Here is a 24,932-nt window from a genome sequence, read left to right on the forward strand (position 1 = left end):
ACGCGCTCCCGGCAAACGATAAGGACAGACGAAAGGTCCGACAGCCCCAGAGTAGTCGAACTCGCCACGCCGCACGGCGTACCGCTTTTGACGGGCATTGACAGGGTGCGATCAGACGATCACCCTAAGAGACGACGGAGGGGGACGTCTTGATCCGCATACTGATCGCCGAGCACCTTCCCTTGGTGCGCCGTGGTCTGCTCGCCACGCTCGGAGCCGAGCCCGACATGCGGGTGGTGGCCGAGGCAGGACACGCCGACGAGGTGGTCCGTGCGGCGCTGGACGCCGATCCTGACGTGGCGGTCGTCGATCTCGACCTTCCAGGACGGCCGGCGAGCGCCCTGCTCGCCGAGCACGCGCCCCGCTGCGGGGTGCTGCTCCTGTCGGCCGCCCCCAACCCGGCCCAGGTCCGCGAGGCGCTGGCGGGTCGCACGCTGGGCTTCATGAGCCTGTGCGTACGCCCCGAGCACCTGACGGAGGGCGTGCGCCAGGTGGCCGCGGGCCATCGGGCGATCGAGGCGGAGCTGGCCGTGGCCGCGCTGGAGTGCGCCACCAACCCGCTGACCAGGCGCGAGCTCGACGTGCTGCGCATCGCGGCGGGCGGCGCCCGTTCGACGGAGATCGCCGACGAGTTGTTCCTGTCGGTCGGCACCGTGCGCAACCACCTGTCGCGCATCATGTGCAAGACGGGCGCGCGCAACCGGCTCGACGCGGTGCGCATCGCGAGCGACTGCGGCTGGTTGTGACGGGAGGAGCCGCGTGACGGGACCCGGTGGAGCCGCGCCGCTCCGCCGGGGCCCGACCCCCTAGAGGATCTCAGCCGGGCGGCGTCCGCTGAAAGTGACCAGTGTCACGACTCGTCCCGTGTGAAACGTCACGGTCGCCAGATGAGCACCAGCGCGCAGTCGTCGTTGTGGCCGGAGGCCATGGCGTTGACCAGGGCCCTGGCGCCGTCGCGGAAACCCGACGGCAGCAGCCGCTCGGCCTCGCCGAGCAGCCGGTCGAGCCCGGCGTCGATGTCGCGGCCGGGCTGCTCGATGAGGCCGTCGGTGAACAGCAGCAGCGCGTCGCCCTTGCGCAGGGTGCCGCTGTCGGGCTCGCAGTGCAGGTCGGGCACCACGCCGAGCACGACGCCCTTGGCCGAGGCGACCTGCCAGTTGCCGGTGCCGGCGTCGAACTTCACGACCGGCGGATGCCCGGCCGAGGTGATCGTGTAGTCGCCGGTGGCGAGGTCGAGTCGCAGGTGCACGGCCGTGACGAAGCCCTCGTCGCCGCGCTGCCTGTGCAGGTAGGCGTTGCAGGCGGGCAGGAAGTCGTCGACCGAGCCCAGCAGGCCGCCGAACGTGCCCGACAGCAGCAGCGCGCGGGTGCCGGCGTCGACGCCCTTGCCGGAGACGTCGACCAGCGCGATCTCGACGAAGTCGCCGTCGCGCATGGAGACCAGGAAGTCGCCGCCGAACGACGAGCCGCCCGCCTGCTTGAGCACGACCTTCGCGCCCCAGTCCTTCGGCAGCTGGGGCAGCTCACCCTGGCTCTTCAGCCGGTCGCGCAGCTCCAGCAGCATGGCGTCGCCGCGCAGGCCCTGGACGCCGAGCTTGCCCCTGGTGCGGGCCATGAGCACGGCGAGCACGGTGGTGAACAGGATCGTCACGCCGAGCCCGAGCCCCACCCGGCCCGCGCCGAGGTTGACGGCGACGTAGCCCAGCGAGACCCCGACGCCCACCAGCAGCTTGATCAGGCTGCGCAGCCGGAGCTGGAGCCCGCCGACGAGCGTGACGAGAATGAGCAGCGACGGCGAGAACCACTCGTTGGACACCTCGGCCGCGAGGAACCCGATGACGAGCGCCAGCACGATGAGCGTGATGAGCAGGTTGCGGTCACGGGCGATGAACACGCGCCGGACGAAGCGGACGACGTGCACGAGGAAGGGCACCCGCACCAGGGCGGCGCGGACCCGTGGCGGGATCAGCGGCGCCGGACGGGAACTCATGATGCGCCTGACTGTATCGGTCTGACCCCTGTTTGGGCAGCCCACTTGACCAACGCCTTGATCATTAAGCAGGTATATTCGGTGGCCTCACCCCTTTGCCCGCTCCTACCGTGGACGGATGACGTACCCGATCCGTCCGATTGACGAGTCCGAGTTCCCGGTCTACAGCCAGGTGCTCGAAGAGGCGTTCGGGTGGGCGCCCCATCCCGCCATGATCGAGCGGGCCAAGGCCGAGACGGAGTTCGACCGCACGCTCGCGGCCTTCGACGGCGACCAGATGGCCGGCGTCACCTCCGTCTACAGCTTCACGATGACGGTTCCCGGCGGGCAGCTGCCCGTCGCCGGGGTGACGGCCGTCAGCGTCCTGCCCTCCCACCGCCGGCGCGGGGTGCTGTCCGCACTCATGCGCAGGCAGCTGTCCGACATCCGTGAGCGCGGCGAGCCCGTGGCCGCGCTCTACGCGTCCGAATCCCTCATCTACGGCCGGTACGGCTACGGCAGGGCCTCCACCAGCCTGCCGTTCCGCATCGACACCCGCCGCTCGGCGTTCGTGCGGAACGCTCCCCAGGATCCGTCGCTGCGGATCAGGGTGGCCAAGCCCGCGCAGGTGCGCGAGGAGCTGGAGAAGCTCTTCGCCGCCGTCGTCACGCGGCGCCCCGGCCGCTACGAGCGCAACGCGCACCACTGGACGGGCATCCTGGCCGACGAGGAGGCCGACCAGGCGGGGCGCGGCCCGCTGCGGGCGATCCTGGCCGAGGACGACCAGGGCGTGCGCGGCTACGCGTTGTTCCGCATCAAGTCGTCGTGGGACGAGAACGACATCCCGGCGGGCACGCTGATGCTGGGCGAGCTGGAGGCGGCCGACCCGGCCGCGTACGCGCTGCTCTGGCGCAACGTGCTCGACCGCGACCTGGTCACCCGCGTCGAGACGTACGGCAGGCCGGTCGACGACCCGCTGATCGCGCTGCTGGCCGACCAGCGGCAGGTCCGCGCCCGGTGGGCCGACGAGCTGTGGGTGCGCGTGGTCGAGGTGGACAGGGCGCTGTCGGCGCGGTCGTACGCGGCGCCGGTGGACGTGGTGATCGAAGTCGAGGACGACGTCTGCCCGTGGAACGCGCGGCGCTGGCGGCTGACTGCCGACCTGACCGGCGCCACGTGCAAGCCGGTGGACGACGAGCCGGACGTCACGCTGCCGGTGGCCGCGCTCGGCTCGGCGTACCTCGGCGACGGGATGCTCGGCGAGCAGCTGCAGGCGGGCCTGCTGCGCGAGCACACCGCGGGCGTCGTGCACAGGCTGGCCACGGCGATGTCGTGGAGCCCGAGGCCGTGGACGGGGCTGGTCTTCTGACCCGCCCGGCGATCCTGACGTAGGCTCGACGGCATGGCCTTGCAAAGTCTGCAGATCACGCCGGTCGTCGCGATGCGCGCCCGCGACGTGTCGCGACCGTCGAAGAACCAGCAGGAGGCCGCCGACAGGCGGCCCCTGCGCGACGAGATGCCCAGGCGCGAGGCCAAGCGCAAGGGCTAAGGGAGCGAGGGCAGCTGGCCGATGGTCTCGTAGGAGGTCAGCTGCGCGATGCGCCTGCTGTGGCGCTCGCTGCCGGAGAACGAGGTCGACAGGAAGACTTCCACGAACCTGGTGGCCTCCTCGGTGGAGTGCATGCGGGCGCCGACGCTGACGATGTTGGCGTTGTTGTGCTCGCGGGCGAGACCGGCCGTCTCCTCGCTCCAGGCGAGCGCGGCGCGGATGCCGCGCACCTTGTTGGCGGCGATCTGCTCGCCGTTGCCCGATCCGCCGATCACGATGCCCAGGCTGCCCGGGTCGCCGGCGACGCCTTCGGCGGCGCGCAGGACGAACGCGGGATAGTCGTCCTCGGCGTCGTAGACGAAGGGACCGCAGTCGGTCACCTCGTGCCCGTGGTCCTTCAGCCAGGACACGAGGTGGTTCTTGAGCTCATAGCCGGCATGGTCGGCACCGATGTAGACACGCACGGTGCCAGTCTTCCACAGCCCCGGCGAGAGGTTCCCGCTCGGTAGAGTAAGGACTCCTATGCACATCCAATCCTTACACGAGAGGCGAGAGCAGAGTCATGCGAGAGATCCGGGCCCTCGGCGACCCCGTCCTGCGCACGCCCGCGGAGCCGGTGACGGACTTCGACCGCGAGCTGCGCAGGCTCATCGAGGAGATGTTCCAGGCCATGTACGCGGTCAACGGCGTCGGCCTGGCCGGCCCGCAGATCGGCGTGTCGCGGCGGTTGTTCGTCTACGACATCGCGGGGCGGAAGGGACACGTGATCAACCCGGTCCTGACCGTGGACGACCCTGAAGAGGTGATCGACGAGGAGGGCTGCCTGTCGGTGACCGACCGCGGCACCCGCAAGCCGCTTTATGCGCCGGTCGCGCGCGCCGCGGGCGTGTCGGTGGAGGGGCTCGACCGGTTGCAGCGGCCCGTACGCCTCAAGACGCGCGGCTCGCTGGCCCGCTGCATGCAGCACGAGACCGAGCACCTCGACGGCAAGCTCTACATCGATCGCCTGCCGCGAACCGAGGCCCGGACGATCATGCTCAAGGCGTAGCTTGGCGGCATGAGCGTACTTTCCGGCAAGGGCGCACTGGTCACCGGCGGCTCCAGGGGCATCGGCAGGGCGATCGTCGAGCGGCTGGCCGCCGACGGCGCCGAGGTCGTCTTCTGCTACCAGAGCTCCGCCGAGGCGGCCGAGCAGGTCGCCAAGGAGACGGGAGCACACGCCGTGCGCGCCGACCTCGGCGACGAGGAGGACCTGCGGCGGCTGTTCGCCGAGGCGGAGGCGCGGCTGCCCGGCCTCGACATCCTGGTCAACAACGCCGCCACCGCCGAGGCCCAGAAGCCCATCGACGCCATCACCGGCGACGACTACGACCGGGTGTTCGCGGTCAACGCCAAGGCGGTCTTCCTGGCGATTCAGTGGGCGGGCCGGGTGATGCGCGACGGCGGGCGCATCGTCAACGTCTCCTCGCTCAACACGCGGGTGCCCGCCCCCACCCTGGCCCTCTACTGCGGCAGCAAGGGGGCGATGGAGCAGTTCGCCAAGGTGGCGGCGCGCGAGCTGGGCGGGCGCGGCATCACGGTCAACGTGGTCTCGTCCGGCGCCACCGACACCGACATGCTGCGTGGCGCCAACCCGCCGGAGGCGCTGGCGCAGACGCCCGCCATGACCGCGCTGGGGCGGCTGGGCAGGCCCGACGACATCGCGGCCGTGGTCGCGTTCCTGGCCGGCCCCGACGGGCGGTGGGTGACCGGCCAGAACATCCTGGCCACGGGCGGCCTGGTCGTCTAGAGCTGCAGTGACTTGATCTCCAAGAACTCCTCCAGGCCGTGCTCGCCCAGCTCGCGGCCGAGGCCCGACTGTTTGTAGCCGCCGAAGGGGGCCATGGGGTTGAACCGGCCGCCGTTGACGGCCACCTGACCGGTGCGCAGGCGGCGGGCGACGTCGAGTGCGCGCTCGTCGGTGCCCGCCCAGACCGCCCCGGCCAGGCCGTAGGGAGTGCCGTTGGCGATCTTGACGGCGTCGTTCTCGTCGAAGTACGGGATCAGCGACAGCACCGGGCCGAAGATCTCCTCCTGCTCGATCGTCATGCCCGGCTCGACGGCCGCGAAGACCGTGGGCTCGACGTAGTAGCCGCGCTCGTACGGCCGCTCGGTGCCGCCCGCCACCAGCCTGGCGCCCTCCTCCTGGCCCCGGTTGACGTAGCGGGTCACCCGGTCGCGCTGGGCGGCCGAGACCAGCGGCCCGATCTTGGTGGACTCGTCGAAGGGGTCGCCGACGCGGTAGCCGCGGGCCAGCTCGACGGCCAGCCCGACGGCCTCGTCGTACTGGTCGCGCTGGACGAGCATGCGGGTCCACGCCGAGCAGGTCTGGCCCGCGTTCACGAAGCAGTTGGCCACGCCGACCTTGACCGCGAGCGGCAGGTCGGCGTCGGGCAGGATGAGGTTGGCGGACTTGCCGCCCAGCTCCAGCGCCACCCGCTTGACGGTCTCGGCGGCGAGCGCGGCCACCCGGCGGCCCGCCGCGGTGGAGCCGGTGAAGGAGACCATGTCGACGCCCGGGTGGGCGGCCATGGCCTCGCCGACGACCGGCCCCCGGCCGCTGACCAGGTTGAACACCCCCGGCGGCAGGCCCACCTCGTCGAAGATCTCGGCCAGCGCGTACGCGGCGAGCGGCGCCACCTCACTCGGCTTGAGCACCACGGTGCAGCCGGCGGCCAGCGCGGGCGCGACCTTGCACACGACCTGGTGCAGCGGGTAGTTCCACGGCGTGATGGCGGCGACGACCCCGACCGACTCCTTCACGATCAGCGAGTTGCCGACCCGCGACTCGCGCGGGTGGCTACCGGCCAGCTCGGCGTAGGAGGCGAGGACGGCGGCGGGCGTGAGCGTCTGCACCTTGAGCGCGAACCCGAGCGGCGCGCCCATGTCGGTCGCGATGGTCTTGGCCATGTCGTGCGAACGCTGTCTCAGCAGCTCGGCGGCCTCGGCGAGCAGTCTGCCGCGCTCGGCGGCGGGCGTGCGCGACCACTCGGGGAAGGCGCGCCCGGCCGCGGCCACCGCCGCCTCGACGTCATCGGGCGTGCCGGCGGGCACGTGATCGATGACGTCTTCGGTGGCCGGGTTCACGACCTCGATGGGTTCGTCGGATGCCGATGCGGTCCAGGAGCCGCCGATGTACAGCTGACGCATGGACCCATCCTGACAGCGACCCGGCCCGGGATGCGAGGGCTCATCCGCACTCGGGGATAAGCCCTTTACACCGCGACCCGCTTTTCTTCTTCCCGGAGTGGTCAGTCGAACTGCGGGCGCTTGGTCCTGGTGCGCTTGAGTTCGAAGAAGTCGTGGTACTGGGTGACCATGAGGACGCCGTCCCAGAGCTTGCCCGCGTCCTCGCCACGAATGATCTTGGTGATGACCGGGCCGAAGAAGGCGTTCTGGCCGACGCGGATGATCGGGGTGCCGACCTCCTCGCCGACCAGGCCGATGCCCTCCTCGTGGGAGGCGCGGATGGCCGGGTCGTAGTCCTCCGAGCGCATCTCGTCGGCGAGCGAGCGGTCGAGGCCGACCTCGTCGAGCGCGCCCTCGATGACCTCGCGCAGCCGCTCGGACTCCTTGCCGAGGCCCTCGTTGTGCAGGCGGGTGCCGAGCGCGGTGTAGAGCGGGCCGATGACCTGCTCGCCGTGCTTGGCGGCGGCCGCGGCGACGACGCGTACGGAGCCCATGCCCTTGGCGGCCCGCTCGAGGTAGTCGGCGGGGACGTCCTTGTCCTCATTGAGGAAGTAAAGGGACATCTGCCGCCAGCGCGGCTCGATCGGCCTGACCTTCTCGACTTCGAGCAGCCATCGTGAGGTGATCCAGGCGAACGGACAGGCAGGATCGAACCAGAGATCCACGGGAATCTTCTCTGTCATGTCAGCCCGTAACCTGAGGTGGTTCGGGTCCTATTCCCGGCGTGGCAGGATACGGACAACCCCGACGAAGTGGTGAAAAGGAGCGCAAGTTGGCAGGCAACCTGACCCGGGACGAGGCTCGTGAGCGCGCCCGGCTGTTGACGGTCGAGTCGTACGACGTGGCACTCGACCTGACCGAGGGAGACGAGCGCTTCGAGAGCGTCACGAAGGTCCGCTTCACCAGCACGGCCCCGGGGTCGTCCACCTTCATCGACCTGCACGGCGCCGAGGTCAGGCGGGTCACGCTCAACGGCGAGGACCTCGACGTCAGCGCCTATGACGCCGGGCAGGGGCGCTTCCCGCTGCTGTCCCTGGCCGCCGCCAACGAGCTCGTCGTCGACGCCCGCTGCAGCTACATGCGCACCGGCGAGGGCCTGCACCGCTTCGTCGACCCGGTCGACCAGAAGGTCTACCTGCACAGCCAGTTCGAGACGGCCGACGCCCACCGCATGTACGCCTGCTTCGACCAGCCCGACCTCAAGGCCGCCTTCAAGCTCACCGTGCTGGCGCCGGGCGACTGGGAGGTCGTCTCCAACGCCGCCGCCGAGACGGTGAGCGACGTTCCCGGGCAGACCGCCAAGCGGTGGGAGTTCCCGCCCACGCCGGTCATGTCCACCTATATCACCGCGCTCGTCGCCGGGCCGTACCACAAGGTGACCTCCGAGCACGACGGCATCCCGCTCGGCATCTACTGCCGCGCCTCGCTCGCCGAGCACCTCGACGCCGACAACATCCTCGAGGTCACCCGGCAGGGCTTCGACTTCTTCCACCGCGTGTTCGGCGTGCGCTACCCCTTCGGCAAGTACGACCAGCTCTTCGTGCCCGAGTTCAACGCCGGCGCCATGGAGAACGCGGGCTGCGTGACGTTCCTGGAGGACTACGTCTTTCGCTCCCGCGTCACCGACGCCGTCGTCGAGCGGCGCGCCGAGACGATTCTGCACGAGATGGCCCACATGTGGTTCGGCGACCTCGTCACCATGCGCTGGTGGGACGACCTGTGGCTGAACGAGTCGTTCGCCACCTACATGTCGGTGCTCGCCCAGGCCGAGGCCACCCGGTGGGGCGGCGGCGCGTGGACGACGTTCGCGAACGTGGAAAAGGCATGGGCCTACCGCCAGGACCAACTGCCCTCCACCCACCCCATCTCCGCCGACATCCCCGACATGCAGGCGGTCGAGGTCAACTTCGACGGCATCACGTACGCCAAGGGCGCCTCCGTGCTCAAGCAGCTCGTCGCGTACGTGGGGCTGGACAACTTCCTGGCCGGCGTCCGCGACTACTTCGCCGAGCACGCCTGGGGCAACACCGAGCTGAAGGACCTGCTCGACGCTCTTGAGCGCACCTCCGGGCGCGACCTGTCGGCCTGGTCGAAGGAGTGGCTGGAGACCTCCTGGGTCAACACGCTGCGGCCGGAGTTCGAGGTGTCCGGGGGCCGCTTCACCAAGTTCGAGGTGCTGCAGGAGGCTCCCGCCGACTACCCGACGTTGCGCTCGCACCGCATCGCGATCGGCCTGTACTCGCTCTCCGGCGGCACCCTCACCCGCACCAAGCGGGTCGAGCTGGACGTCGTCGGCGCCCGTACCGAGGTGGCCCAGCTCGTCGGCGAGGAGCAGCCCGACCTGGTGCTGCTCAACGACGACGACCTCACCTACGCCAAGATCCGCCTCGACGACGCCTCCCTGCGCACGCTCGTCGACGGCGGCATCGCGAAGATCACCGAGTCGCTGCCGCGCGCCCTGTGCTGGTCGGCGGCCTGGGACATGACCCGCGACGGCGAGATGCCCGCCCGCGACTACGTCAGGCTCGTCGTCTCCGGCGCGGCCACGGTCACCGACATCACGGTCCTGCAGGCCGTGCTGCGCCAGGCCAGGCAGGCCGTGCAGCAGTACGCCGACCCGGCCTGGCAGCCCGAGGGCCTCGCGCTGCTGGCCACCGAGCTGCGCGCGCTGCTCGGCTCCGCCGCGCCGGGCTCCGACCACCAGCTCGCCTTCGTGCAGGCGTTCGCGGGCGTCGCCACCTCGGGCGGCGACCTCGACCTGATCCAGGGCATCCTCGACGGCACCTCGGTGCCCGACGGGCTGGCCGTCGACACCGACCTGCGCTGGACGCTGCTGCAGGCGCTCGTCTCCGGCGGCCGGTGCGGCGAGGCCGACATCGAGGCCGAGCTGCGGCGCGACCCCACGGCCACCGGTGAGCGCTCGGCCGCCACGTGCCGGGCCGCCATCCCGACGGCCGAGGCCAAGGCGGCGGCGTGGGAGCGCATCGTGGGCGGCGAGCTGGCCAACCACATCGCCAGGGCCACCATCGGCGGCTTCCAGGACCCGCACCACATCGACCTGCTGGCGCCGTACAGGGAGAAGTACTTCGCCGAGGCCGGGCGCATCTACAAGGAGTGGACGTTCGACCAGGCCTCGACGTTCGCCGTCGGCTGCTTCCCCTCGTTCCTCATCGAGCCCGCCACGGTCGAGGCCGCCCAGCGCTTCCTCACCGAGGCGCAGCCGCCGCAGGCGCTGCGCAGGCTCATCCTCGAGGGCGCCGACGGCGTCGGCCGCGCGCTGCGCAACCGGGAGAAGGACGCCGCGGCGGCAGGTTGATCGGTCACAGCCGGTAGGCCTCCGTGGCCTACCGGCTACATCGAGTTGACGATGGCACCCCGGGTGCGGTGTTAGCCTCGAACGGTGCTAGGCGCGGGGACCACCCTCAACGACCGCTACGTGCTCGGCGACCGTCTCGGCGGCGGCGGCATGGGCGAGGTGTGGCGTGCCGACGACACCGTGCTCGGGCGCACGGTCGCGGTCAAGGTGCTGATGCCCGCGCTCAGCGAAGACCCGACCTTCATCCAGCGTTTCCAGAACGAAGCCAGGGCCATGGCCACGCTGCGCCACCCCGGCGTCGTCGACGTCTACGACTACGGCGTCTGCGAGGTCGAGGGGCGCCGGGTCAGCTTCCTGGTGATGGCCTACGTCGAGGGCGAGTCGCTCGACCGGGTGCTGCGGCGCGGGCCGCTCGGCGTCGAGACCACCATGCGGCTGGTCGCCGAGGTCGCCGAGGCGCTGGCCGCCGCCCACGCCCAGGGCATCGTGCATCGCGACGTCAAGCCGGCCAACCTCATGGTCAGGGCCGGTGGGGGCGTGGTGCTCACCGACTTCGGCATCGCCCACTCCGCCTCGGCGGGGCAGCTCACGGCCACCGGCACCATGCTCTGCTCGGCCGGCTACTGCGCTCCCGAGATGGCCACCGCCAGCGACGTGACGCCCGCGGTCGACGTCTACGCGCTGGGGGTGGTGGCGTACGAGTGTCTGAGCGGGGAGCTGCCGTTCCAGGGCGACACTCCCGTACAGATCATCTTCAAGCACCTCAACTCCCCCGCGCCCCGGTTGCCCGACAGCGTGCCGCCCGGGCCGCGGCAGGTCGTCACCAGGGCGCTGGAGAAGTCGCCCGACGCGCGCTGGCAGTCCGCGCCGCAGATGGCCGAGGCGGCGCGCAAGGCGCTGAGCGCCCCCCGCGAGCTGCCCGCGCCGCGGCGCCGCAACAAGACGCTGCGGGCCGGGCTCACCATGCTCATCGCCGTCATCGTCACCGCCGTCGTGGCCGGGACCGTGTGGTGGCGTCCCGCCGAGCCGACGAGCGGCGGCGCCAACGTCTCGCCGCCCACCTTCCTCGGCACCCCGGTCGACATCGTGCCTCCCACCCCCACGGCCACCCCCAGGCGCCCCACGGCCCAGCCCGTCCGGCGCTCCCCCACCCCGAAACCGTCGGCGACGAGCACCCCCGCGCCCAGCGTCTCCCACCCGACCACCACCCCCACCACCCCGACCCGCACCCCCAGCTCCCCGCCCACGACGCCGCCAGAGCCGACCCCGACGGAGGAGCCGACGACCCCGCCAGGCCCGGAGGAGCCGACGTCGGAGCCCACGGTCAGCAAGCCGACGGGCGAGATCCAGTGCATCCGCGCCCCCTGCCCCTAACCAGGCCGCCAGCCCCTTAGCGGGCGTCCCGCCCTCGCCCACGTTTTCCGGCTCCTTCCCGCACCTCTTGTGAGCGTTCCGAGCCTCTCCTGTGCTTGTCCGGGGCGCCTCGCCCTGCTCCTGCGCTCAGCCGGGCGTTGCGGGCGGGGGATCGAGGGGTGTATGTCCGTCATCGGGCGCTGATCGTGAGAAAGTCGTCGCGTGGACTCGACTCGTGACCTGTTCATCGCCCTTGCCCGTCGTTACGCCTTCGCCGATCTCGGTGCGCTCGCGCCCGCCGGGGAGATCGAGGAGGTGTGCGAGTTCGGGCACCGGTTGCTTTCGCTGGACGCCGAGGACTTCGCGGCCGAGGCGCGGGTGGTGCCCGCCGACCTTCGGCGGCGTGCCCGGGCTTGCCACATGCCGCAGACCCCGCGCGAGCAGCCGCGCGGCGCCCTGGAGTCGCTGCGGCCCGCGTACGGGCTGCTGCTCGAGGTCATCGCGGCCCGCTGGCACCGGCGCGAGCTCAGCCCGATGATCGCGGCCGTGCACATCGCCAGCGAGTACCTGCCGTTGCTGGCCTTCGAGCCGCAGCTCGGGCACGCCGGCGATCCGGCGCGGTGGCCTGAGGGGCTGAGCGCGGTGGGCAGCCGGTTCGGGGTGATCGGGGATCGGGAGTGCGATCACACCAAGTCCGAGCAGTCCGCCACCAACCGGACGTTGCGCGTTTCCGTGGAGCCGGCCGCGGGGTGGCGGGCGTACTTCGACCGGCAGCACAGCCAGGTCGCCGGGGCGCTGGCCGTGTGCGTGGCCGCCTGCCGCAACCCCTGCACGGCCATGCACTGGATCGATCCCGAGCCGCGCGCCGACCTGGAGACGCGGGCCCGTACGGCGCTGACCTTCGCCGAGACCCCGCTCGTACGGCTGCGGCACGCGGCGCCGGTCGGGCACGGGTTCGGGGTGCCGTCCCCTGAGGAGGTGCTGGACGCCTGGGAGCGCAGCCGGGCCTCGCTCGACAAGAACGCGGTGGGTGCGGCGGCGCTCAAGGACGACGGGTTCCCGCTGCCCGGCCTGCCGTCGCTGTTCTCGGCGGTCGCCGACGCGCCCATCGAGCCCGCGACGCTGCTGGAGGGCGTCAGCCGCCACATCGTCACCTTGCTCGAACGGCTCTGAGCGCGCTGCCTTCTCTGGCCCCGCTTCCGGGCTGTGAGTGACCAGTCCGGCGGAGCGGGGCGACCAGAGCGTGGACGTCCCGGCGGCGTGGGTGCTCCCCCTGCGGGCCGGCTTCGGTGTGGCGGGGCGAGTGGGGTCAGCGGCGGGCGGTGGCGTGTTCGCCGAGGGCGGCGATGCCGTACAGGAGGCCGCCCGCCAGGTCGCCGACGCTGAACGCCGTGGCCATCGACATCGCGACCAGCCGGCAGGCGCCGTCGCTCAGGCGCCGCCTCGCGTTCTCGCCGGTGACGATCTCCAGGCCGCGTCCGTTCAGGTCGACGAAGATGACGACGGCGTCGGGGGCTTCCGTGCCGAGTGCGGCGTGGAGGCGTTCGGCGAAGTGGCGCCGGCCGCCGGCGGATTCGCCGATGAAGAGGCCGAAGCGCAGGCCGCTGCGCCGCTCGGCGGTGTGCAACGCCTGCCGGATGTCGTCGGCCTGTGCGGCGGTCAGTCCTCGCATGACGTACCTCGCCAGGTGGTGGGACGGGCGGCGATCAGCCTTCGGCCGGTGGTGCGGCGGGCCAGGGATGTGGGGAGGTGGGGCATGGGGGTCACCAGCCGGCGGAGGCGCCGCCAGTGCGGGCGCTGGGTTCGGCGGTCTCCGCGGCGGTCACCCAGTCGTGTTCTGGGACGTCGGCCCACTCCGGTACGCGGTCGGCCAGCGCCAGGCCGGAAGTGCTCACCCCGCGTTCGCTCCTGGAGGGGCCGCCCAGCCAGATGGGGCCCGAGCGGGGCCGGGCGGAGCCGCGGCCGGGGAGCAGGACGAGCAGGGTGATCAGGACGAACAGCCCCATGGACGCCCCGATGAGGAAGAGCAGGATCTCTGCCGCGCTGTTCACAACAAGACCGTAATCCTCGCCGCCGGGTCCGGCCAGACCCGCCGCGGGTGTCTTACCAGACCGGGGGCCGCCGGGAGCCCCAGAAGCCGCCCTTGGCCGCCTCCACCTGCGCCGACAGGGAGATCAGCAGGCCCTCCTCGCCGATCCGGCCGGCCAGCATGACACCGATGGGCAGCCCGCCGGCGCTCCAGTGCAGGGGCAGGTTCACGGCGGGCTGGCCGCTGACGTTGTAGATGGCGGGGAAGGCGGCGAAGCGTTTCATCCGCTCGAACGTCTCCTCCGGGTCGTCCACGTCCTCGAACCAGCCGACGGGCCGGGGCGGCTGGGTGACGGTCGGGGTGAGGACGGCGTCGTAGGCGTTCGTGATCTCCAGGGCGGCGCGCGTGGCGAGCTGGAGCTGCGCCTGGGCCTGGAGGAAGCCGGGCGCCGAGGTGGCGTGGCCGCGCCGGCGCAGCCAGCGGGTGAGTGGCCGCAGCAGGTGCTCGTTCTCCTCGGGTACGGGGTGCATGCAGGCGAAGGCGTACCAGAGGGTGACGAACGTGGGCACCACGTCGGGCCCGAAGGGACGGCGGATCTCGACGACGTCGTGGCCGAGGTCGGCGAGGGTCTTGGCGGCCTCCTCGTACGCGGCCAGCACCTCGGCGTCGACCTCCGCCTCCGGCACGACGGGCTCGGCGTAGCGGGCGATGCGCAGCCGGCCGGGTTCGCGGAAGGCGCAGGAGAGGAACGTGCCCTCGTGCGGCGGCGCCAGGTAGAGGTCACCGGGCACGTTGTGGGCCATGACGTCGAGCAGGGCCGCGGCGTCGGCGACGGTACGGGCGATGGGCCCGTTCGTGGACAGACCGGCGAGGTCGGGGATGATCGGCGCGAAGCTGATGCGCCCGCGCGTGGGCTTGATGCCGTACAGGCCGCAGACCGAGGCGGGGATGCGGATCGAGCCCGCGCCGTCGCTGCCGTGGGCGGCGGGGGCGAGCCCGGCGGCCACGGCGGCGGCGGCTCCCCCGCTGGAGCCGCCCGCCGACGTGCGCGGATCCCACGGCGAGCGGGCGGGCGGCCCGACGGAGGTCTCGGTGTAGCAGGGCAGGCCGAACTCGGGGGTGGCGGTCTTGCCGAGCATGATCGTGCCGGCTGCGCGCAGGCGGGTGACGACGGTGTCGTCGACGGGTGCGACGAAGTCACGGTAGGTGGCCGAGCCGAAACGGATCGGCACGTCCTTCACCAGGTTAAGATCTTTGACCGGGATCGGCACTCCGGCGAGTGGCCCGTCGGGCAGCTCGCGTTCCAAGCTGCGTGCCTGGTCGACTGCCTGTTCGCCGGTCACGGTCACGTAGGCGCCGATGCCCGGATCGATGCGTTGGATCCGGTCGAGGTAGTGCCGCGTGAGCTCGACGGGCGAGATGTCGCGCGAACGGATGGAGCGGGCTTGGTCGAGCGCGGACAGCTCGTGGAGTTCAGGCACGTTCGGAACCCTTGGACATCTCTAGAGAAGAACAAAAGACATACCCCGAAAACATGCGTGGAACACGATGAGCCGGGCCATAAAACTATGGACACGACAACACTAGGAATCGATCGAAACCCCGGGCTACGGTGAGTTGCGTGGACTCCGACAACCAGCGTGAAGACGGTCACAACGCCTCACCCATCTGGGTGAGCGACCGGCCAGAAAGCGAGCAGACCGCCGCTGCGAGGCCTTCGGCGCCCACCTCCACGTACGCGCCGGTCGAGCGCGCGTCCGTGCGCAGCCTGCTGCAACAACCACGGGTCCGCCGCCTGCGCAACCGCGCTCTGGTGGCGGTGGCCGTCGGCTTGGCGGTGGGCTTCCTTGTGCACGACTGGCGGATAGGGGTGACCGCGGGCGTGATCGCGGCCATCCTGGAGGCGGTCTACCGCTCGCGGTCCCACTCGTCCGTGCCGGCGTGGCGGCGCTCGTCCGTCGCGGAGCGCCGCACCGAGGCGCAGTTGAAGAAGCTCGAACGCAGCGGCTACCGCACGTTGCACGCCCGTGCGATCCCCGGCAGCGAGGCGCAGATCGACCATCTCGTGGTGGGCCCGACCGGCGTGTACGCGGTCGACTCCGAGAAGTGGGATCGCCGGCTGCCCGTACGCGTGCAGATGGGCAAAAAGCTCTTCCACGGCCCCTTCGACATGAAGCCCCGGCTCACCGAGGCCAAGTGGGAGGCGACGGAGGCGAGCAAGCTGATCAGCGAGATGTTCGGCCGGGAGATCTCGGTCGTGCCGTCGCTGGCCATCTACGGCCCGCCGGTCCCGTGGAAGATCATGACCATCCGCGACGTGGACGTCTACCAGGGCGATCGCGCCCGTAAGTGGATCACGAAGCGCGAGCGGGCGCTGACCGCCGCCGAGATCGACCGCATCTACGACATCGCCGCGCAGGTGCTGCCGCCGCGCTACGGCGAGGGCTGACCGACCAGACGTCGACCGGCCGCCCGTCTCGATCACCGAGACGGGCGGCCGGTTTTTTTCACGCCGGGATGTCCGGCGTCTGGACAGTCGTCTCATGTACCGGGCGGTGGCCGTACCATGTGAAGACTCACCAAGCGATGGGAGAAGCCCAATGCCCGCCCTCAGGTCACGTACAGTCACCCACGGCAGGAACATGGCCGGTGCCCGGGCCCTGCTCCGGGCGACCGGCGTAGCCGGGAGCGACTTCGGTAAACCCATCATCGCCGTAGCCAACAGCTTCACCCAGTTCGTCCCTGGCCACGTGCATCTGCGCGAGGTGGGCGACGTGGTGTCCGCGGCGATCAGGGAGGCGGGGGCGATCCCCCGCGAGTTCAACACGATCGCGGTCGACGACGGCATCGCCATGGGCCACGGCGGCATGCTCTACTCGCTGCCGTCGCGCGAGCTGATCGCCGACGCCGTCGAGTACATGGTCGAGGCCCACTGCGCCGACGCGCTGATCTGCGTCTCCAACTGCGACAAGATCACGCCGGGCATGCTGCTCGCCGCGTTCCGGCTGAACATCCCGACGGTCTTCGTCTCGGGCGGCCCCATGGAGGCCGGCAAGACGCCCGGCAAGAAGCTCGACCTGATCGACCCGATGATCGCCTCCGCCGACGACTCCGTCTCCGACGCCGAGCTGCTGGAGATGGAGGAGAACGCCTGCCCGACCTGCGGCTCGTGCTCCGGCATGTTCACCGCCAACTCCATGAACTGCCTGACCGAGGCCATCGGCCTGGCGCTGCCGGGCAACGGCACCGTGCTGGCCACCCACAAGGCCCGCAAGCAGCTCTTCGAGGACGCCGGCCGGCAGCTCGTCGAGATCACCCGCCGCTACTACGAGGACGGCGACGAGTCGGTGCTGCCGCGCTCGATCGCCACCCGCGCCTCGTTCGAGAACGCGATGGCCCTCGACGTCGCCATGGGCGGCTCCACCAACACGATCCTGCACCTGCTGGCCGCCGCCCGCGAGGCGGAGGTCGACTTCGGGCTCAAGGAGATCAACGAGATCTCGCTGCGGGTGCCGTGCCTGTGCAAGGTCGCCCCGGCCACCGACAAATACCACGTCGAGGACGTCCACCGGGCCGGTGGCATCCCCGCCATCCTGGGCGAGCTCGACCGGGCCGGGCTGCTGCACCGCGACGTGCCCACGGTCACCGGCGGCACGCTGGCCGACGTGCTGGCGGCCTGGGACGTGCGCTCGCCGTCGGTCAAGCCCGAGGCCGTCGAGCTGTGGCACGCGGCGCCCGGCAACGTCCGCACGGTCAAGGCCTACTCCCAGGACAACCGCTGGGACACCCTCGACCTCGACCGCGAGGCCGGCTGCATCCGCGACCGCGAGCACGCCTACACCGCCGACGGCGGCCTGGCCGTGCTCTACGGCAACATCGCGCGTGACGGCGCGGTCGTGAAGACGGCCGGCGTGGACGAGTCGATCTGGACGTTCAGCGGTCCGGCCGTGGTGTTCGAGTCGCAGGAGCAGGCCGTCGAGGGCATCCTCGGCGGGCGGGTCAAGGCCGGCGACGTGGTCGTCATCCGGTACGAAGGCCCCAAGGGCGGCCCCGGCATGCAGGAGATGCTCTACCCGACGTCCTTCCTCAAGGGCAAGGGCCTGGGCAAGGCGTGCGCGCTGGTCACCGACGGGCGCTTCTCCGGCGGCACTTCCGGCCTGTCCATCGGCCACGCCTCACCCGAGGCGGCCGAGGGCGGGGCGATGGCGCTGATCGAGGACGGCGACATCATCGACATCGACATCCCCAACCGGGGTCTCGAGCTGCGGGTGCCGGAGGACGAGCTGGCTCAGCGCCGCGAGCGGCTGCTGGCCGAGCTGGGCGGTTACCGGCCGCGCGACCGCAACCGGCCGGTGAGCGTGGCGCTGCAGGCGTACGCGGCGATGACGACGTCCGCCTCCACGGGCGCCTCCCGCGACCTGACGCAGCTCTCCCGCTGACACACCGACACGAAGGACCCCCGTCGCACTGCGGCGGGGGTTCTCGCGTCTCCGAGGGAACCGGCCCACGTGGTCCGGCATCTCATCCCACATGAGGTCATATCTGCGCGCGAGCGCGTGGCTGGCCGCGTTCGTCGCAGGCGTGCCCGCGCTGTGGCTGGTCGCGGTGGTCGTCGCGTTATGGGGATGGTCGTGGGTGGCGTTCGCGGTTCCCTATCTGGGGCTGTTCGGCCTGGCCTTCCTCGTGGGCCTGCTCCCGCTCGCGCTGCTGCGCTTCCGGCCGGACTGGCTGCGGGCGCTGGCGGCGGCCGCGGTCGTGTACGCGCTCGCGTCCTTCACGCCGGTGGTCGCCGAGATGACGCGGTACCCGTACCACGTGGTCAGGTGCGGTGGCCTGCCGGTCGTCGCCTCCGGCTTCATGGCCGCCATGAGCTACAACGTCCCCGGCGACGAGTTCTACACGACGCCGCTGCAGGACCGGTTCTTCTGCACGGAGGAGGAGGCGAGAGCCGCCGGATACCGCCACTATCCCTGACGCGAGGGGTGTCCTTCCGGACAGGTTTTCGAAAAATGTCGGTCGTCATCTCTATTGTTGGGGTATGACGACAGTCGTGAAGCACGATACTCGCCCGCTGACGACCGCCGAGATCGCCGCACTCGCACTCTCCCTCGCCCACCTCGGAGCGGGGCCCCAGGCCGTCACCGCACGGCGTGGCCTGCAGCACGCATTCGAGCACCTCGACCTCGACGACGACGTCATCGCCACCACGCTCACGACCCTCACAGAGCCGCTGCCTGCCGACGTCGCCGCGCGGGCCAGGCTCATGGCCGACGCCATCACCAGCCGGCTCAACGTCCGCCTGCACTACCGCGACGCCTCTGGCCGCGTCACCGCGCGTGACGTGGAGCCGGTGACGTGCCTCGTGCACCGCGAATACTGGTACCTCGTCGGCGTGTGCAGGATGCGCCGGGCGATCAGGGCGTTCAGGTTCGACCGCATCATCGCGGTCGAGCCGACGCTCACACCGTCCAGGCCGCACCTCGCCGACCGGTTCCTGCCGTTCCAGCGCCGCAAGCGGCGCGCCTCCAACACAGCTGCCTGACCCGGGAGAACTGGCCGGGGCTTGACTCCGCTCGCCCCGGCCGTTGGGGTGACGGCTGGCAGGCTCCCGCACATGCGCGTACGGGAGTTGTCGCTGTTCGCCGCCCTGCTGGTCACCCTCCCAGGCGGCCCGGGGCCGCCTGAGCCACCCCCGAGCCTTCCTGTCCTGCACGCCCCCGAGCCGGGCGAGGGTTCGCCGCCCACCGACGTGTGGCGAGCCCTCGACCTCAAGCTGGAGCGCTACCTCGGCGGGCGGCCAGGCAGGGCCGCGCTGGCCGTCCACGACCGTACGACGGGCGTCAGGTACGCCTTCCGCGAGCGCGCCTCGTTCCTGCTGGCCAGCGTCGCCAAGGTGGACATCCTGCTGGCGTTCCTGCTGGACGGGCACGACCGCCGGCTCAGCGCGCACGAGCGGCGGCTGACCTCGCGGATGATCCGGCAGAGCGACAACGACTGCGCCCGCGAGCTGTACGCCGCGATCAGCGGCGCGCCCGGCCTGGCGCGGACGCTGCGCCGGCTGGGCGTGCGGCACACCACGCCCGGCGCGGACACGTCGTGGGGCTACACGCGCAGCCGGCCCTCCGACCAGGTGGAGGTGCTGGAGCGGCTGGTCGTGCCCGGCGGGCCGCTGCCCGACCGCGAGCGCCGCTACGCGCTGGAGCTGATGTCGTCGGTGGAGCCGGCGCAGGCATGGGGCGTCAGCGCGGCGGCGGCCGGCGGCGAGGTGGCGCTGAAGAACGGCTGGCTGCCCGCCGCGCGGCACGACGGGCTGTGGACGGTCAACAGCGTGGGCCGGGTCATCGTCCCCGGCCACGACCTGCTCATCGCCGTGCTGTCGGAGCGCAGCCCCACCATGGAGGCGGGCGTCACGACGATCGAACGACTGTCGAGAATCGCGGTCACCGCCCTCACGGAACAGCCGCCGGCGGGTGGGGCGGGGCTAGGAGGCGCAGCAGCCACCGCCGCAGCAGCCACCGCCACCGCCGCCCTTGGGCGCGGCGGCGCTGCCCGTCATCGAGACGGTGGACAGCAGCTTCACCGTGTCGTCGTGCCCCTCGGGGCAGGCGGCCGGGGCGTCGGAGGCCGACATGGGACGGGACACCTCGAAGGTGGAGCCGCAGGCGCGGCACCGGAAGTCGTAACGCGGCATGCAGCCATGGTAACCGCGTCAGGCGTAGACGACATGGCCGTAGTCGCCGACCGGTTCGTAGCCGATGGCCTGGTAGATGGCGTTGCTGGTGGGGTTGTCAAGGTCGGTGAAGAGCACGACCTGCGCCTGGCGCTCGTCCGTCCCCGTACGGCTGGCGTACGCCGTGACGGCGGCGCCGTAACCGCGGCGGCGGCGTGAGGGCGGCGTGTAGACGGGACCGATGCGGCACACCCCGCCGCACGACGGCGAGAGCCCGGCCAGCGAGACGGGCGCGCCTTCGTCCTCCCACACGAACAGCTCCCTGCCCGCCAGCCGCCTGGCCACCCGCTCGACGACGTCGCCCTCCGGCATGCCGGTCTCTTCGCCGAAGGCGTGATACCAGCTCACCAGGAGCGGGAAGTCGCCGGGCACACAGGCACGGCCCTGGCCGGGAACGTCGGGGACGGTGAGCGTGCCGAGGCGGTAGAGCCGCTCCGACACCACCCGCGCAGGCTCACCGAGCAGCCGGACGGCCGCGTCGACCACGTCGAGCGGCCCGACCAGCACCGGCAGGTCGCCGCCGAGCGCGTCCACCAGCGGGGCGACCGCCTCGACGGGCACCGAGAAGAGCCCGACGGGATGCGGCGGCGTGCGGAAGACCGCCCCGCGCACCTCGCCGCCGGCCGACCACCAGCCGAAGAGTGGATCCTTGGCCGGCATGCCGGCCCGCAGACCGGCCAGCACCGTCAGCGGGACGGTGTTGCGCACCGGGTCGCCGAGCAGGAACGGCTCGGCGACCGCGGCGTACGCCTCGACGTCGGAGGTGAAGGTCCACATGCCTGTCCATGCTGTCAGGCGGTGGCCGCCACCATCAACGCCGCACTCGACGCCGTTTCACACCCGGCTCATGCGGCCGCTTCGAGGTAGGGCGCCCATTGCGGGTCGCCGACGAGCGAGGCGCCGATGAGCCGCCAGTGGGCGCCCCGTGGCACCGCGGGGTGCACGCGCAGCGTCCACCCCAGCTCCTCCAGATACTTGTCGGCCTTCCTGTGGTTGCACGTGGTGCACGAGGCGACGCAGTTCTCCCAGGTGTGGGCGCCGCCCCGTGACCGGGGGATGACGTGGTCGATCGTCTCGGCCTTCTGCCCGCAGTAGGCGCAGCGGTAGTCGTCGCGCCGCATGAGGGCGGCCCTGGTCAGCGGAATGCGGGAACGGTAAGGGATGCGGACATATCTCCGGAGCCTGATGACCGAGGGCACGTCGAGCGTGCGGCTCGCGGAGCGCAGCACCGCTCCCCTGCCGTCGCGGTGGACGACCTCGGCCTTGTCACGCAGCACCAGGACGATCGCCCGGTGCAGCGACAGGGTGGTCAACGGCTCGTAGGTGGCATTCAGCAGCAGGACCTGGCGCATCATCGGGCCTCTCCCTGCTGCGCGCGTATCAAAGGGGACATGCCGTGGCATGTCCCGGCTGTCGGCCCCTCCTGGGGCACTCGTGCTTCCGTCACGTGGACCTCCGCCGGACGGTCCGACGGGTGGTCACCACGGCACCGTCCTGTCACCAAGTCTGGCGTTTGCACCGCGGTCCCCGCCACCCCAAAAATCTCTGTCCGGAATGACCAGAGGGACGCACGGTACGTTTTATGCCCGCTCGACCAGCACTTTACGCATGCCCGTTGGCAGTAGGGTTCGGTCCATGACGCGAGAGCCGTACCCGAGCGCACGCCGCGAAGACACCGTCGACATCCTGCACGGAACCCCTGTCCCCGACCCCTACCGCTGGCTCGAGGACCCGGACAGCCCCGAGACCAAGGGATGGCTGGACGCGCAGGCCGAGCTCTATGCCAGGGAGCGGGGGCCGCAGCGGTTCAAGAGCCGCATCGCCGAGCTGCTCAGGTCCGGCTCCGTGGGCGCGCCTGTCTGGCGTGGCGAGCGTCGTTTCTTCTCCCGCCGCACGCCGGACCAGGAGCACGCGGTCTACTACGTGGTCGATCCCGACGGCACCGAGCGCGCGCTGATCGACCCGATGGAGCTCGACCCGTCGGGGCTGACGACGCTCGACGCGGTGCAGCCCGACAAGGAGGGGCGGCTGCTGGCGTACCAGATCTCGGTGGGCGGCGACGAGGAGTCGGTGCTCTACGTGATCGACGTCGCGACGGGCGCTCGCGTCGAGGGGCCGATCGACCGCTGCCGCTACTCCCCCGTGGCGTGGCTGCCGGGCGGTGAGGCGTTCTACTACGTGCGCCGGCTGCCCGGCATCGAGGTGCCCGAGGACGAGCGGCAGTTCCACCGCCGCGTCTACCTGCACCGCGTCGGCACCTCCACCGAGGACGACGTGATGATCTTCGGTCAGGGCATGAAGATGACCAACTACTACGGCGTCTCGGTCTCCCGCGACGGCCGCTGGCTGCAGGTGTCGGCGTCCGAGGGCACCGCGCCGCGCAACGACCTGTGGGTGGCCGACCTGACCGAGTCGCCGATCGACCGGCCTGAGCTGCGGGTCGTGCAGGAGGGCGTGGACGCGCAGACGGGGCTGGTGTTCGGCCGCGACGGCCGGCTCTACGTGCACACCGACCGCGACGCGCCGCGCGGCCGGGTCTGCGTCACCGACCCCGCCGAGCCGGGCTACGAGAGCTGGCGCGACCTCATCCCCGAGGACCCCGAGGCGGTGCTGACCGACTTCGCGATCCTCGACGACCTCGACCGCCCGGTCATGCTGGTGGGCTGGACCCGCCACGCCATCAGCGAGATCACCGTGCACGACCTCGCGACGGGCGAGCGCGTCGGCGAGGTGCCGACGCCGGGGCTCGGCTCGATCGGCGGCATCGTCGAGCGTCCCGAGGGCGGCCACGAGGCGTGGTTCGGCTACACCGACAACACCACGCCGCCCACCGTGCAGCGCTACGACGCGCGGACGGGCGAGACCACGCTGTGGGCGGCCTCGCCTGGCGTGGTGGAGGTGCCGCCGGTCCGTACGGAGCAGGTGGTCTACCGCTCACAGGACGGCACCGACGTCCGCATGCTGATCATCTCGCCCGAGGGCGAGGCGTCCGGCCCGCGGCCCACCATCCTCTACGGCTACGGCGGCTTCGGCCTGTCCATGACGCCCGGCTACTCCGCCACGGTCCTCGCCTGGGTGGAGGCCGGCGGCGTCTACGCCATCGCCAACCTGCGCGGCGGCGGCGAGGAGGGCGAGGAGTGGCACCGCGCGGGCATGCTGGCCCACAAGCAGAACGTGTTCGACGACTTCCACGCCGCCGCCGAGCACCTCATCGCCACCGGCGTCACCACGCGCGAGCAGCTCGGCATCTCCGGCGGCTCCAACGGCGGCCTGCTGGTGGGCGCCGCGCTGACGCAGCGCCCCGACCTGTACGCGGCAGTTGTCTGCTCGGCCCCGCTGCTCGACATGATCAGGTACGAGAAGTTCGGCCTCGGCGCCACCTGGAACGTCGAGTACGGCTCGGCCGACGACCCCGAGCAGTTCGGCTGGCTGCACGGCTACTCGCCCTACCACCACGTCAAGGAGCAGGTGGCCTACCCGGCGACGCTGTTCACGGTCTTCCAGTCCGACACCCGGGTGCACCCGCTGCACGCGTGGAAGACGTGCGCGGCGCTGCAGCACGCCTCGACGTCCGACCGGCCGGTGCTGCTGCGCAACGAGGCCGAGGTGGGCCACGGCGCCCGCGCGGTGAGCAGGTCGGCGGACCTGTGGGCCGACACGCTGACCTTCCTCGCCAAGCACACCGGGCTATAGCCTCGAAGGCATGAGCGAGCTGGGGACGGTCATCGTCGAGGCCGCCCCCTCCTCGCGTACACCCGCACCGACCCCTGGTTCTTCGGGACGTACCGGCCCTAGCGCGGGAAGATGATCGTCTTGTGGCCGTCGAGCAGCACCCGCTGCTCGGCGTGCCATTTGACCGCCCTGGCCAGCGTCACGCACTCGACGTCGCGCCCCATCGCCACCAGGTCCTCGGGCGAGTGGCTGTGGTTGACCCTGACCACCTCCTGCTCGATGATCGGGCCCTCGTCGAGGTCGGCCGTCACGTAGTGGGCGGTCGCGCCGATGAGCTTGACGCCGCGGTTGTGCGCCTGGTGGTAGGGCTTGGCGCCCTTGAACGACGGCAGGAACGAGTGGTGGATGTTGATGGCCCGGCCCGCCAGCTTCGCGCAGAGCTCCTCCGACAGCACCTGCATGTAGCGGGCCAGCACCACCAGATCGACCTGATAGTGCTCCACCAGCGCCATCACCTCGGCCTCCTAGCGCGGCTTGGTCTCGGGGGTGACCGGCAGGTGGTGGTAGTCGACGCCGTTGGACTGCGTGAGCGGCCGCAGGTCGGGGTGGTTGGAGACGACGGCGGCGATCTCGATGTCGAGCGCGCCCGACCGTACGCGGTAGAGCAGGTCGTTGAGGCAGTGATCGAACCTGCTCACCATGATGAGCACGCGCGGCTTGCGCGCGACGTCGCGCAGCCTGAACTCCATCGCGAAGTCGGGCGCCAGCGCGGCGAACGCGGCGTTGAGGTCGTCCTCGCCCAGCGGCGAGGAGAACTGCACGCGCATGAAGAAGCGCTGCCCCACCCTGTCGCCGAACTGCTGGCTCTCGATGATGTTGCAACCGCGTCCGGCGAGCAGGCCGGAGACGGCGGCCACGACACCGGGCCGGTCGGGACAGGACAGCGTCAGGATGTATTCGGCGGGGCTGGTCATCGCTTCACTCTCGGGCTGTGGGCGGTCACGTCGAGGGTACCTGGGAAGTCTTCGAGCAGTGATGCTGTTACTTGCGTTTCAGGGTAGTTAGTCGGTTGCAACCCGGCCCGAT

23 protein-coding genes and 2 pseudogenes are annotated in these 24,932 nt (G+C 71.2%); 14 read left to right on the forward strand and 11 right to left on the reverse strand.

What is annotated here, in order from left to right; translation table 11 throughout:
* The first annotated feature begins 149 nt into the window (after positions 1-149).
* Positions 150-746 carry a LuxR C-terminal-related transcriptional regulator gene (locus ACFFR3_RS23900; RefSeq protein ID WP_345388022.1) on the forward strand — a complete coding sequence of 199 codons (597 nt, stop codon included), beginning with the start codon at positions 150-152 and terminating at the stop codon, positions 744-746.
* A 128-nt stretch (positions 747-874) separates the two neighbouring features.
* On the opposite strand, the gene ACFFR3_RS23905 is transcribed toward ACFFR3_RS23900, so the two are convergent.
* Positions 875-1,990, reverse strand: a complete 1,116-nt coding sequence (locus ACFFR3_RS23905) for a PP2C family protein-serine/threonine phosphatase (protein WP_345388025.1) — start codon at positions 1,988-1,990, stop codon at positions 875-877.
* A 118-nt stretch (positions 1,991-2,108) separates the two neighbouring features.
* Between ACFFR3_RS23905 and ACFFR3_RS23910 the strand changes: the two genes are divergently transcribed.
* Together ACFFR3_RS23910 and ACFFR3_RS23915 are read left to right on the forward strand one after the other, a co-directional pair.
* Entirely contained in the window at positions 2,109-3,338 is a 1,230-nt protein-coding gene (locus tag ACFFR3_RS23910; RefSeq protein WP_379483877.1) for a GNAT family N-acetyltransferase, read from the forward strand.
* A gap of 33 nt (positions 3,339-3,371) precedes the next feature.
* A complete protein-coding gene (locus ACFFR3_RS23915; protein ID WP_345388027.1) occupies positions 3,372-3,518 on the forward strand; it encodes a hypothetical protein in 147 nt (48 codons plus the stop codon).
* Here the strand turns inward: ACFFR3_RS23915 and ACFFR3_RS23920 are convergent.
* A complete protein-coding gene (locus tag ACFFR3_RS23920) occupies positions 3,515-3,982 on the reverse strand; it encodes a ribose-5-phosphate isomerase (protein ID WP_345388030.1) in 468 nt (155 codons plus the stop codon). The genes ACFFR3_RS23915 and ACFFR3_RS23920 overlap by 4 nt on opposite strands.
* A 98-nt stretch (positions 3,983-4,080) precedes the next feature.
* Here ACFFR3_RS23920 and def point away from each other — a divergent pair, with 98 nt between their 5' ends.
* Complete coding sequence (gene def, locus ACFFR3_RS23925; protein WP_345388033.1) at positions 4,081-4,566, forward strand: peptide deformylase; 486 nt, start codon at positions 4,081-4,083, stop codon at positions 4,564-4,566.
* A gap of 9 nt (positions 4,567-4,575) precedes the next feature.
* Positions 4,576-5,307 (forward strand): SDR family oxidoreductase, encoded by a 732-nt coding sequence (locus tag ACFFR3_RS23930; protein WP_364381397.1) that lies wholly within the window; start codon positions 4,576-4,578, stop codon positions 5,305-5,307.
* Here the strand turns inward: ACFFR3_RS23930 and ACFFR3_RS23935 are convergent.
* Positions 5,304-6,707: an aldehyde dehydrogenase family protein gene (locus tag ACFFR3_RS23935; protein WP_379483878.1), complete on the reverse strand. Its 1,404-nt coding sequence runs from the start codon at positions 6,705-6,707 to the stop codon at positions 5,304-5,306. The genes ACFFR3_RS23930 and ACFFR3_RS23935 overlap by 4 nt on opposite strands.
* Before the next feature lie 101 nt (positions 6,708-6,808).
* Entirely contained in the window at positions 6,809-7,429 is a 621-nt protein-coding gene (locus ACFFR3_RS23940; protein ID WP_345388036.1) for a mycothiol-dependent nitroreductase Rv2466c family protein, read from the reverse strand.
* An 89-nt stretch (positions 7,430-7,518) separates the two neighbouring features.
* Here ACFFR3_RS23940 and pepN point away from each other — a divergent pair, with 89 nt between their 5' ends.
* The 3 genes from pepN to ACFFR3_RS23955 all read left to right on the forward strand — a co-directional run bounded on the left by pepN (position 7,519) and on the right by ACFFR3_RS23955 (position 12,588).
* Positions 7,519-10,062: an aminopeptidase N gene (gene pepN / locus ACFFR3_RS23945; RefSeq protein WP_364381390.1), complete on the forward strand. Its 2,544-nt coding sequence runs from the start codon at positions 7,519-7,521 to the stop codon at positions 10,060-10,062.
* 84 nt (positions 10,063-10,146) lie between these two features.
* Entirely contained in the window at positions 10,147-11,436 is a 1,290-nt protein-coding gene (locus tag ACFFR3_RS23950) for a serine/threonine-protein kinase (protein ID WP_379483879.1), read from the forward strand.
* A gap of 201 nt (positions 11,437-11,637) precedes the next feature.
* Positions 11,638-12,588: a hypothetical protein gene (locus ACFFR3_RS23955; protein WP_345388045.1), complete on the forward strand. Its 951-nt coding sequence runs from the start codon at positions 11,638-11,640 to the stop codon at positions 12,586-12,588.
* A gap of 136 nt (positions 12,589-12,724) precedes the next feature.
* On the opposite strand, the gene ACFFR3_RS23960 is transcribed toward ACFFR3_RS23955, so the two are convergent.
* The 3 genes from ACFFR3_RS23960 to ACFFR3_RS23970 all read right to left on the reverse strand — a co-directional run bounded on the left by ACFFR3_RS23960 (position 12,725) and on the right by ACFFR3_RS23970 (position 14,925).
* Positions 12,725-13,087, reverse strand: a complete 363-nt coding sequence (locus ACFFR3_RS23960; protein ID WP_345388048.1) for a TPM domain-containing protein — start codon at positions 13,085-13,087, stop codon at positions 12,725-12,727.
* 91 nt (positions 13,088-13,178) lie between these two features.
* On the reverse strand, positions 13,179-13,466 hold the full coding sequence (locus ACFFR3_RS23965; RefSeq protein ID WP_345388051.1) for a hypothetical protein: 288 nt from the start codon (positions 13,464-13,466) through the stop codon (positions 13,179-13,181).
* Positions 13,467-13,518: 52 nt separating this feature from the next.
* The gene (locus ACFFR3_RS23970) at positions 13,519-14,925 is read right to left on the reverse strand and encodes an amidase (RefSeq protein WP_379483880.1); all 1,407 of its coding nucleotides are present in this window, start codon (positions 14,923-14,925) and stop codon (positions 13,519-13,521) included.
* Between the two features lie 140 nt (positions 14,926-15,065).
* Between ACFFR3_RS23970 and ACFFR3_RS23975 the strand changes: the two genes are divergently transcribed.
* From ACFFR3_RS23975 to ACFFR3_RS50320, 5 genes and pseudogenes are all read left to right on the forward strand, one after another.
* A complete protein-coding gene (locus ACFFR3_RS23975) occupies positions 15,066-15,893 on the forward strand; it encodes a nuclease-related domain-containing protein (RefSeq protein ID WP_364381380.1) in 828 nt (275 codons plus the stop codon).
* Positions 15,894-16,044: 151 nt separating this feature from the next.
* Positions 16,045-17,883 carry a dihydroxy-acid dehydratase gene (gene ilvD / locus ACFFR3_RS23980; protein ID WP_364381377.1) on the forward strand — a complete coding sequence of 613 codons (1,839 nt, stop codon included), beginning with the start codon at positions 16,045-16,047 and terminating at the stop codon, positions 17,881-17,883.
* A 91-nt stretch (positions 17,884-17,974) separates the two neighbouring features.
* Positions 17,975-18,418 carry a sunset domain-containing protein gene (locus ACFFR3_RS23985; protein WP_345388059.1) on the forward strand — a complete coding sequence of 148 codons (444 nt, stop codon included), beginning with the start codon at positions 17,975-17,977 and terminating at the stop codon, positions 18,416-18,418.
* 64 nt (positions 18,419-18,482) lie between these two features.
* Complete coding sequence (locus ACFFR3_RS23990; RefSeq protein WP_364381371.1) at positions 18,483-18,986, forward strand: helix-turn-helix transcriptional regulator; 504 nt, start codon at positions 18,483-18,485, stop codon at positions 18,984-18,986.
* A 72-nt stretch (positions 18,987-19,058) separates the two neighbouring features.
* Positions 19,059-19,877: pseudogene (locus ACFFR3_RS50320) on the forward strand (serine hydrolase); the annotation flags it as partial.
* Positions 19,878-19,925: 48 nt separating this feature from the next.
* On the opposite strand, the gene ACFFR3_RS24000 reads toward ACFFR3_RS50320, so the two are convergent.
* From ACFFR3_RS24000 to ACFFR3_RS24010, 3 genes are all read right to left on the reverse strand, one after another.
* The gene (locus tag ACFFR3_RS24000) at positions 19,926-20,135 is read right to left on the reverse strand and encodes an FmdB family zinc ribbon protein (protein WP_345409330.1); all 210 of its coding nucleotides are present in this window, start codon (positions 20,133-20,135) and stop codon (positions 19,926-19,928) included.
* Between the two features lie 18 nt (positions 20,136-20,153).
* A complete protein-coding gene (locus ACFFR3_RS24005; RefSeq protein WP_345388064.1) occupies positions 20,154-20,951 on the reverse strand; it encodes a GNAT family N-acetyltransferase in 798 nt (265 codons plus the stop codon).
* Positions 20,952-21,019: 68 nt separating this feature from the next.
* Positions 21,020-21,526: an HNH endonuclease gene (locus tag ACFFR3_RS24010; RefSeq protein ID WP_345409331.1), complete on the reverse strand. Its 507-nt coding sequence runs from the start codon at positions 21,524-21,526 to the stop codon at positions 21,020-21,022.
* A gap of 283 nt (positions 21,527-21,809) precedes the next feature.
* Between ACFFR3_RS24010 and ACFFR3_RS24015 the strand changes: the two genes are divergently transcribed.
* The gene (locus tag ACFFR3_RS24015) at positions 21,810-23,867 is read left to right on the forward strand and encodes a prolyl oligopeptidase family serine peptidase (protein ID WP_345388066.1); all 2,058 of its coding nucleotides are present in this window, start codon (positions 21,810-21,812) and stop codon (positions 23,865-23,867) included.
* Between the two features lie 98 nt (positions 23,868-23,965).
* Here ACFFR3_RS24015 and purU read toward each other — a convergent pair.
* Positions 23,966-24,820 (reverse strand): annotated as a pseudogene (gene purU, locus ACFFR3_RS24020) (formyltetrahydrofolate deformylase).
* Positions 24,821-24,932: the final 112 nt, after the last annotated feature.

Origin of the sequence: Nonomuraea salmonea (genome assembly GCF_042428605.1) — a bacterium.
Classification (GTDB): domain Bacteria; phylum Actinomycetota; class Actinomycetes; order Streptosporangiales; family Streptosporangiaceae; genus Nonomuraea; species Nonomuraea salmonea.

What these genes read in the sequence shown, in the direction of transcription:
- ACFFR3_RS23935 (WP_379483878.1), bottom strand. Translation starts at nt 6,707, where the DNA reads ATGCGTCAGCTGTACATCGGCGGCTCCTGGACCGCATCGGCATCCGAC.
- ACFFR3_RS24000 (WP_345409330.1), bottom strand. Translation starts at nt 20,135, where the DNA reads ATGCCGCGTTACGACTTCCGGTGCCGCGCCTGCGGCTCCACCTTCGAG.
- ACFFR3_RS23905 (WP_345388025.1), bottom strand. Translation starts at nt 1,990, where the DNA reads ATGAGTTCCCGTCCGGCGCCGCTGATCCCGCCACGGGTCCGCGCCGCC.
- ACFFR3_RS23985 (WP_345388059.1), top strand. Translation starts at nt 17,975, where the DNA reads ATGAGGTCATATCTGCGCGCGAGCGCGTGGCTGGCCGCGTTCGTCGCA.
- ACFFR3_RS23940 (WP_345388036.1), bottom strand. Translation starts at nt 7,429, where the DNA reads ATGACAGAGAAGATTCCCGTGGATCTCTGGTTCGATCCTGCCTGTCCG.
- ACFFR3_RS23960 (WP_345388048.1), bottom strand. Translation starts at nt 13,087, where the DNA reads ATGCGAGGACTGACCGCCGCACAGGCCGACGACATCCGGCAGGCGTTG.
- ilvD (WP_364381377.1), top strand. Translation starts at nt 16,045, where the DNA reads ATGCCCGCCCTCAGGTCACGTACAGTCACCCACGGCAGGAACATGGCC.
- ACFFR3_RS24010 (WP_345409331.1), bottom strand. Translation starts at nt 21,526, where the DNA reads ATGCGCCAGGTCCTGCTGCTGAATGCCACCTACGAGCCGTTGACCACC.
- ACFFR3_RS23990 (WP_364381371.1), top strand. Translation starts at nt 18,483, where the DNA reads ATGACGACAGTCGTGAAGCACGATACTCGCCCGCTGACGACCGCCGAG.
- ACFFR3_RS23910 (WP_379483877.1), top strand. Translation starts at nt 2,109, where the DNA reads ATGACGTACCCGATCCGTCCGATTGACGAGTCCGAGTTCCCGGTCTAC.
- def (WP_345388033.1), top strand. Translation starts at nt 4,081, where the DNA reads ATGCGAGAGATCCGGGCCCTCGGCGACCCCGTCCTGCGCACGCCCGCG.
- ACFFR3_RS23915 (WP_345388027.1), top strand. Translation starts at nt 3,372, where the DNA reads ATGGCCTTGCAAAGTCTGCAGATCACGCCGGTCGTCGCGATGCGCGCC.
- ACFFR3_RS24015 (WP_345388066.1), top strand. Translation starts at nt 21,810, where the DNA reads ATGACGCGAGAGCCGTACCCGAGCGCACGCCGCGAAGACACCGTCGAC.
- ACFFR3_RS24005 (WP_345388064.1), bottom strand. Translation starts at nt 20,951, where the DNA reads ATGTGGACCTTCACCTCCGACGTCGAGGCGTACGCCGCGGTCGCCGAG.
- ACFFR3_RS23930 (WP_364381397.1), top strand. Translation starts at nt 4,576, where the DNA reads ATGAGCGTACTTTCCGGCAAGGGCGCACTGGTCACCGGCGGCTCCAGG.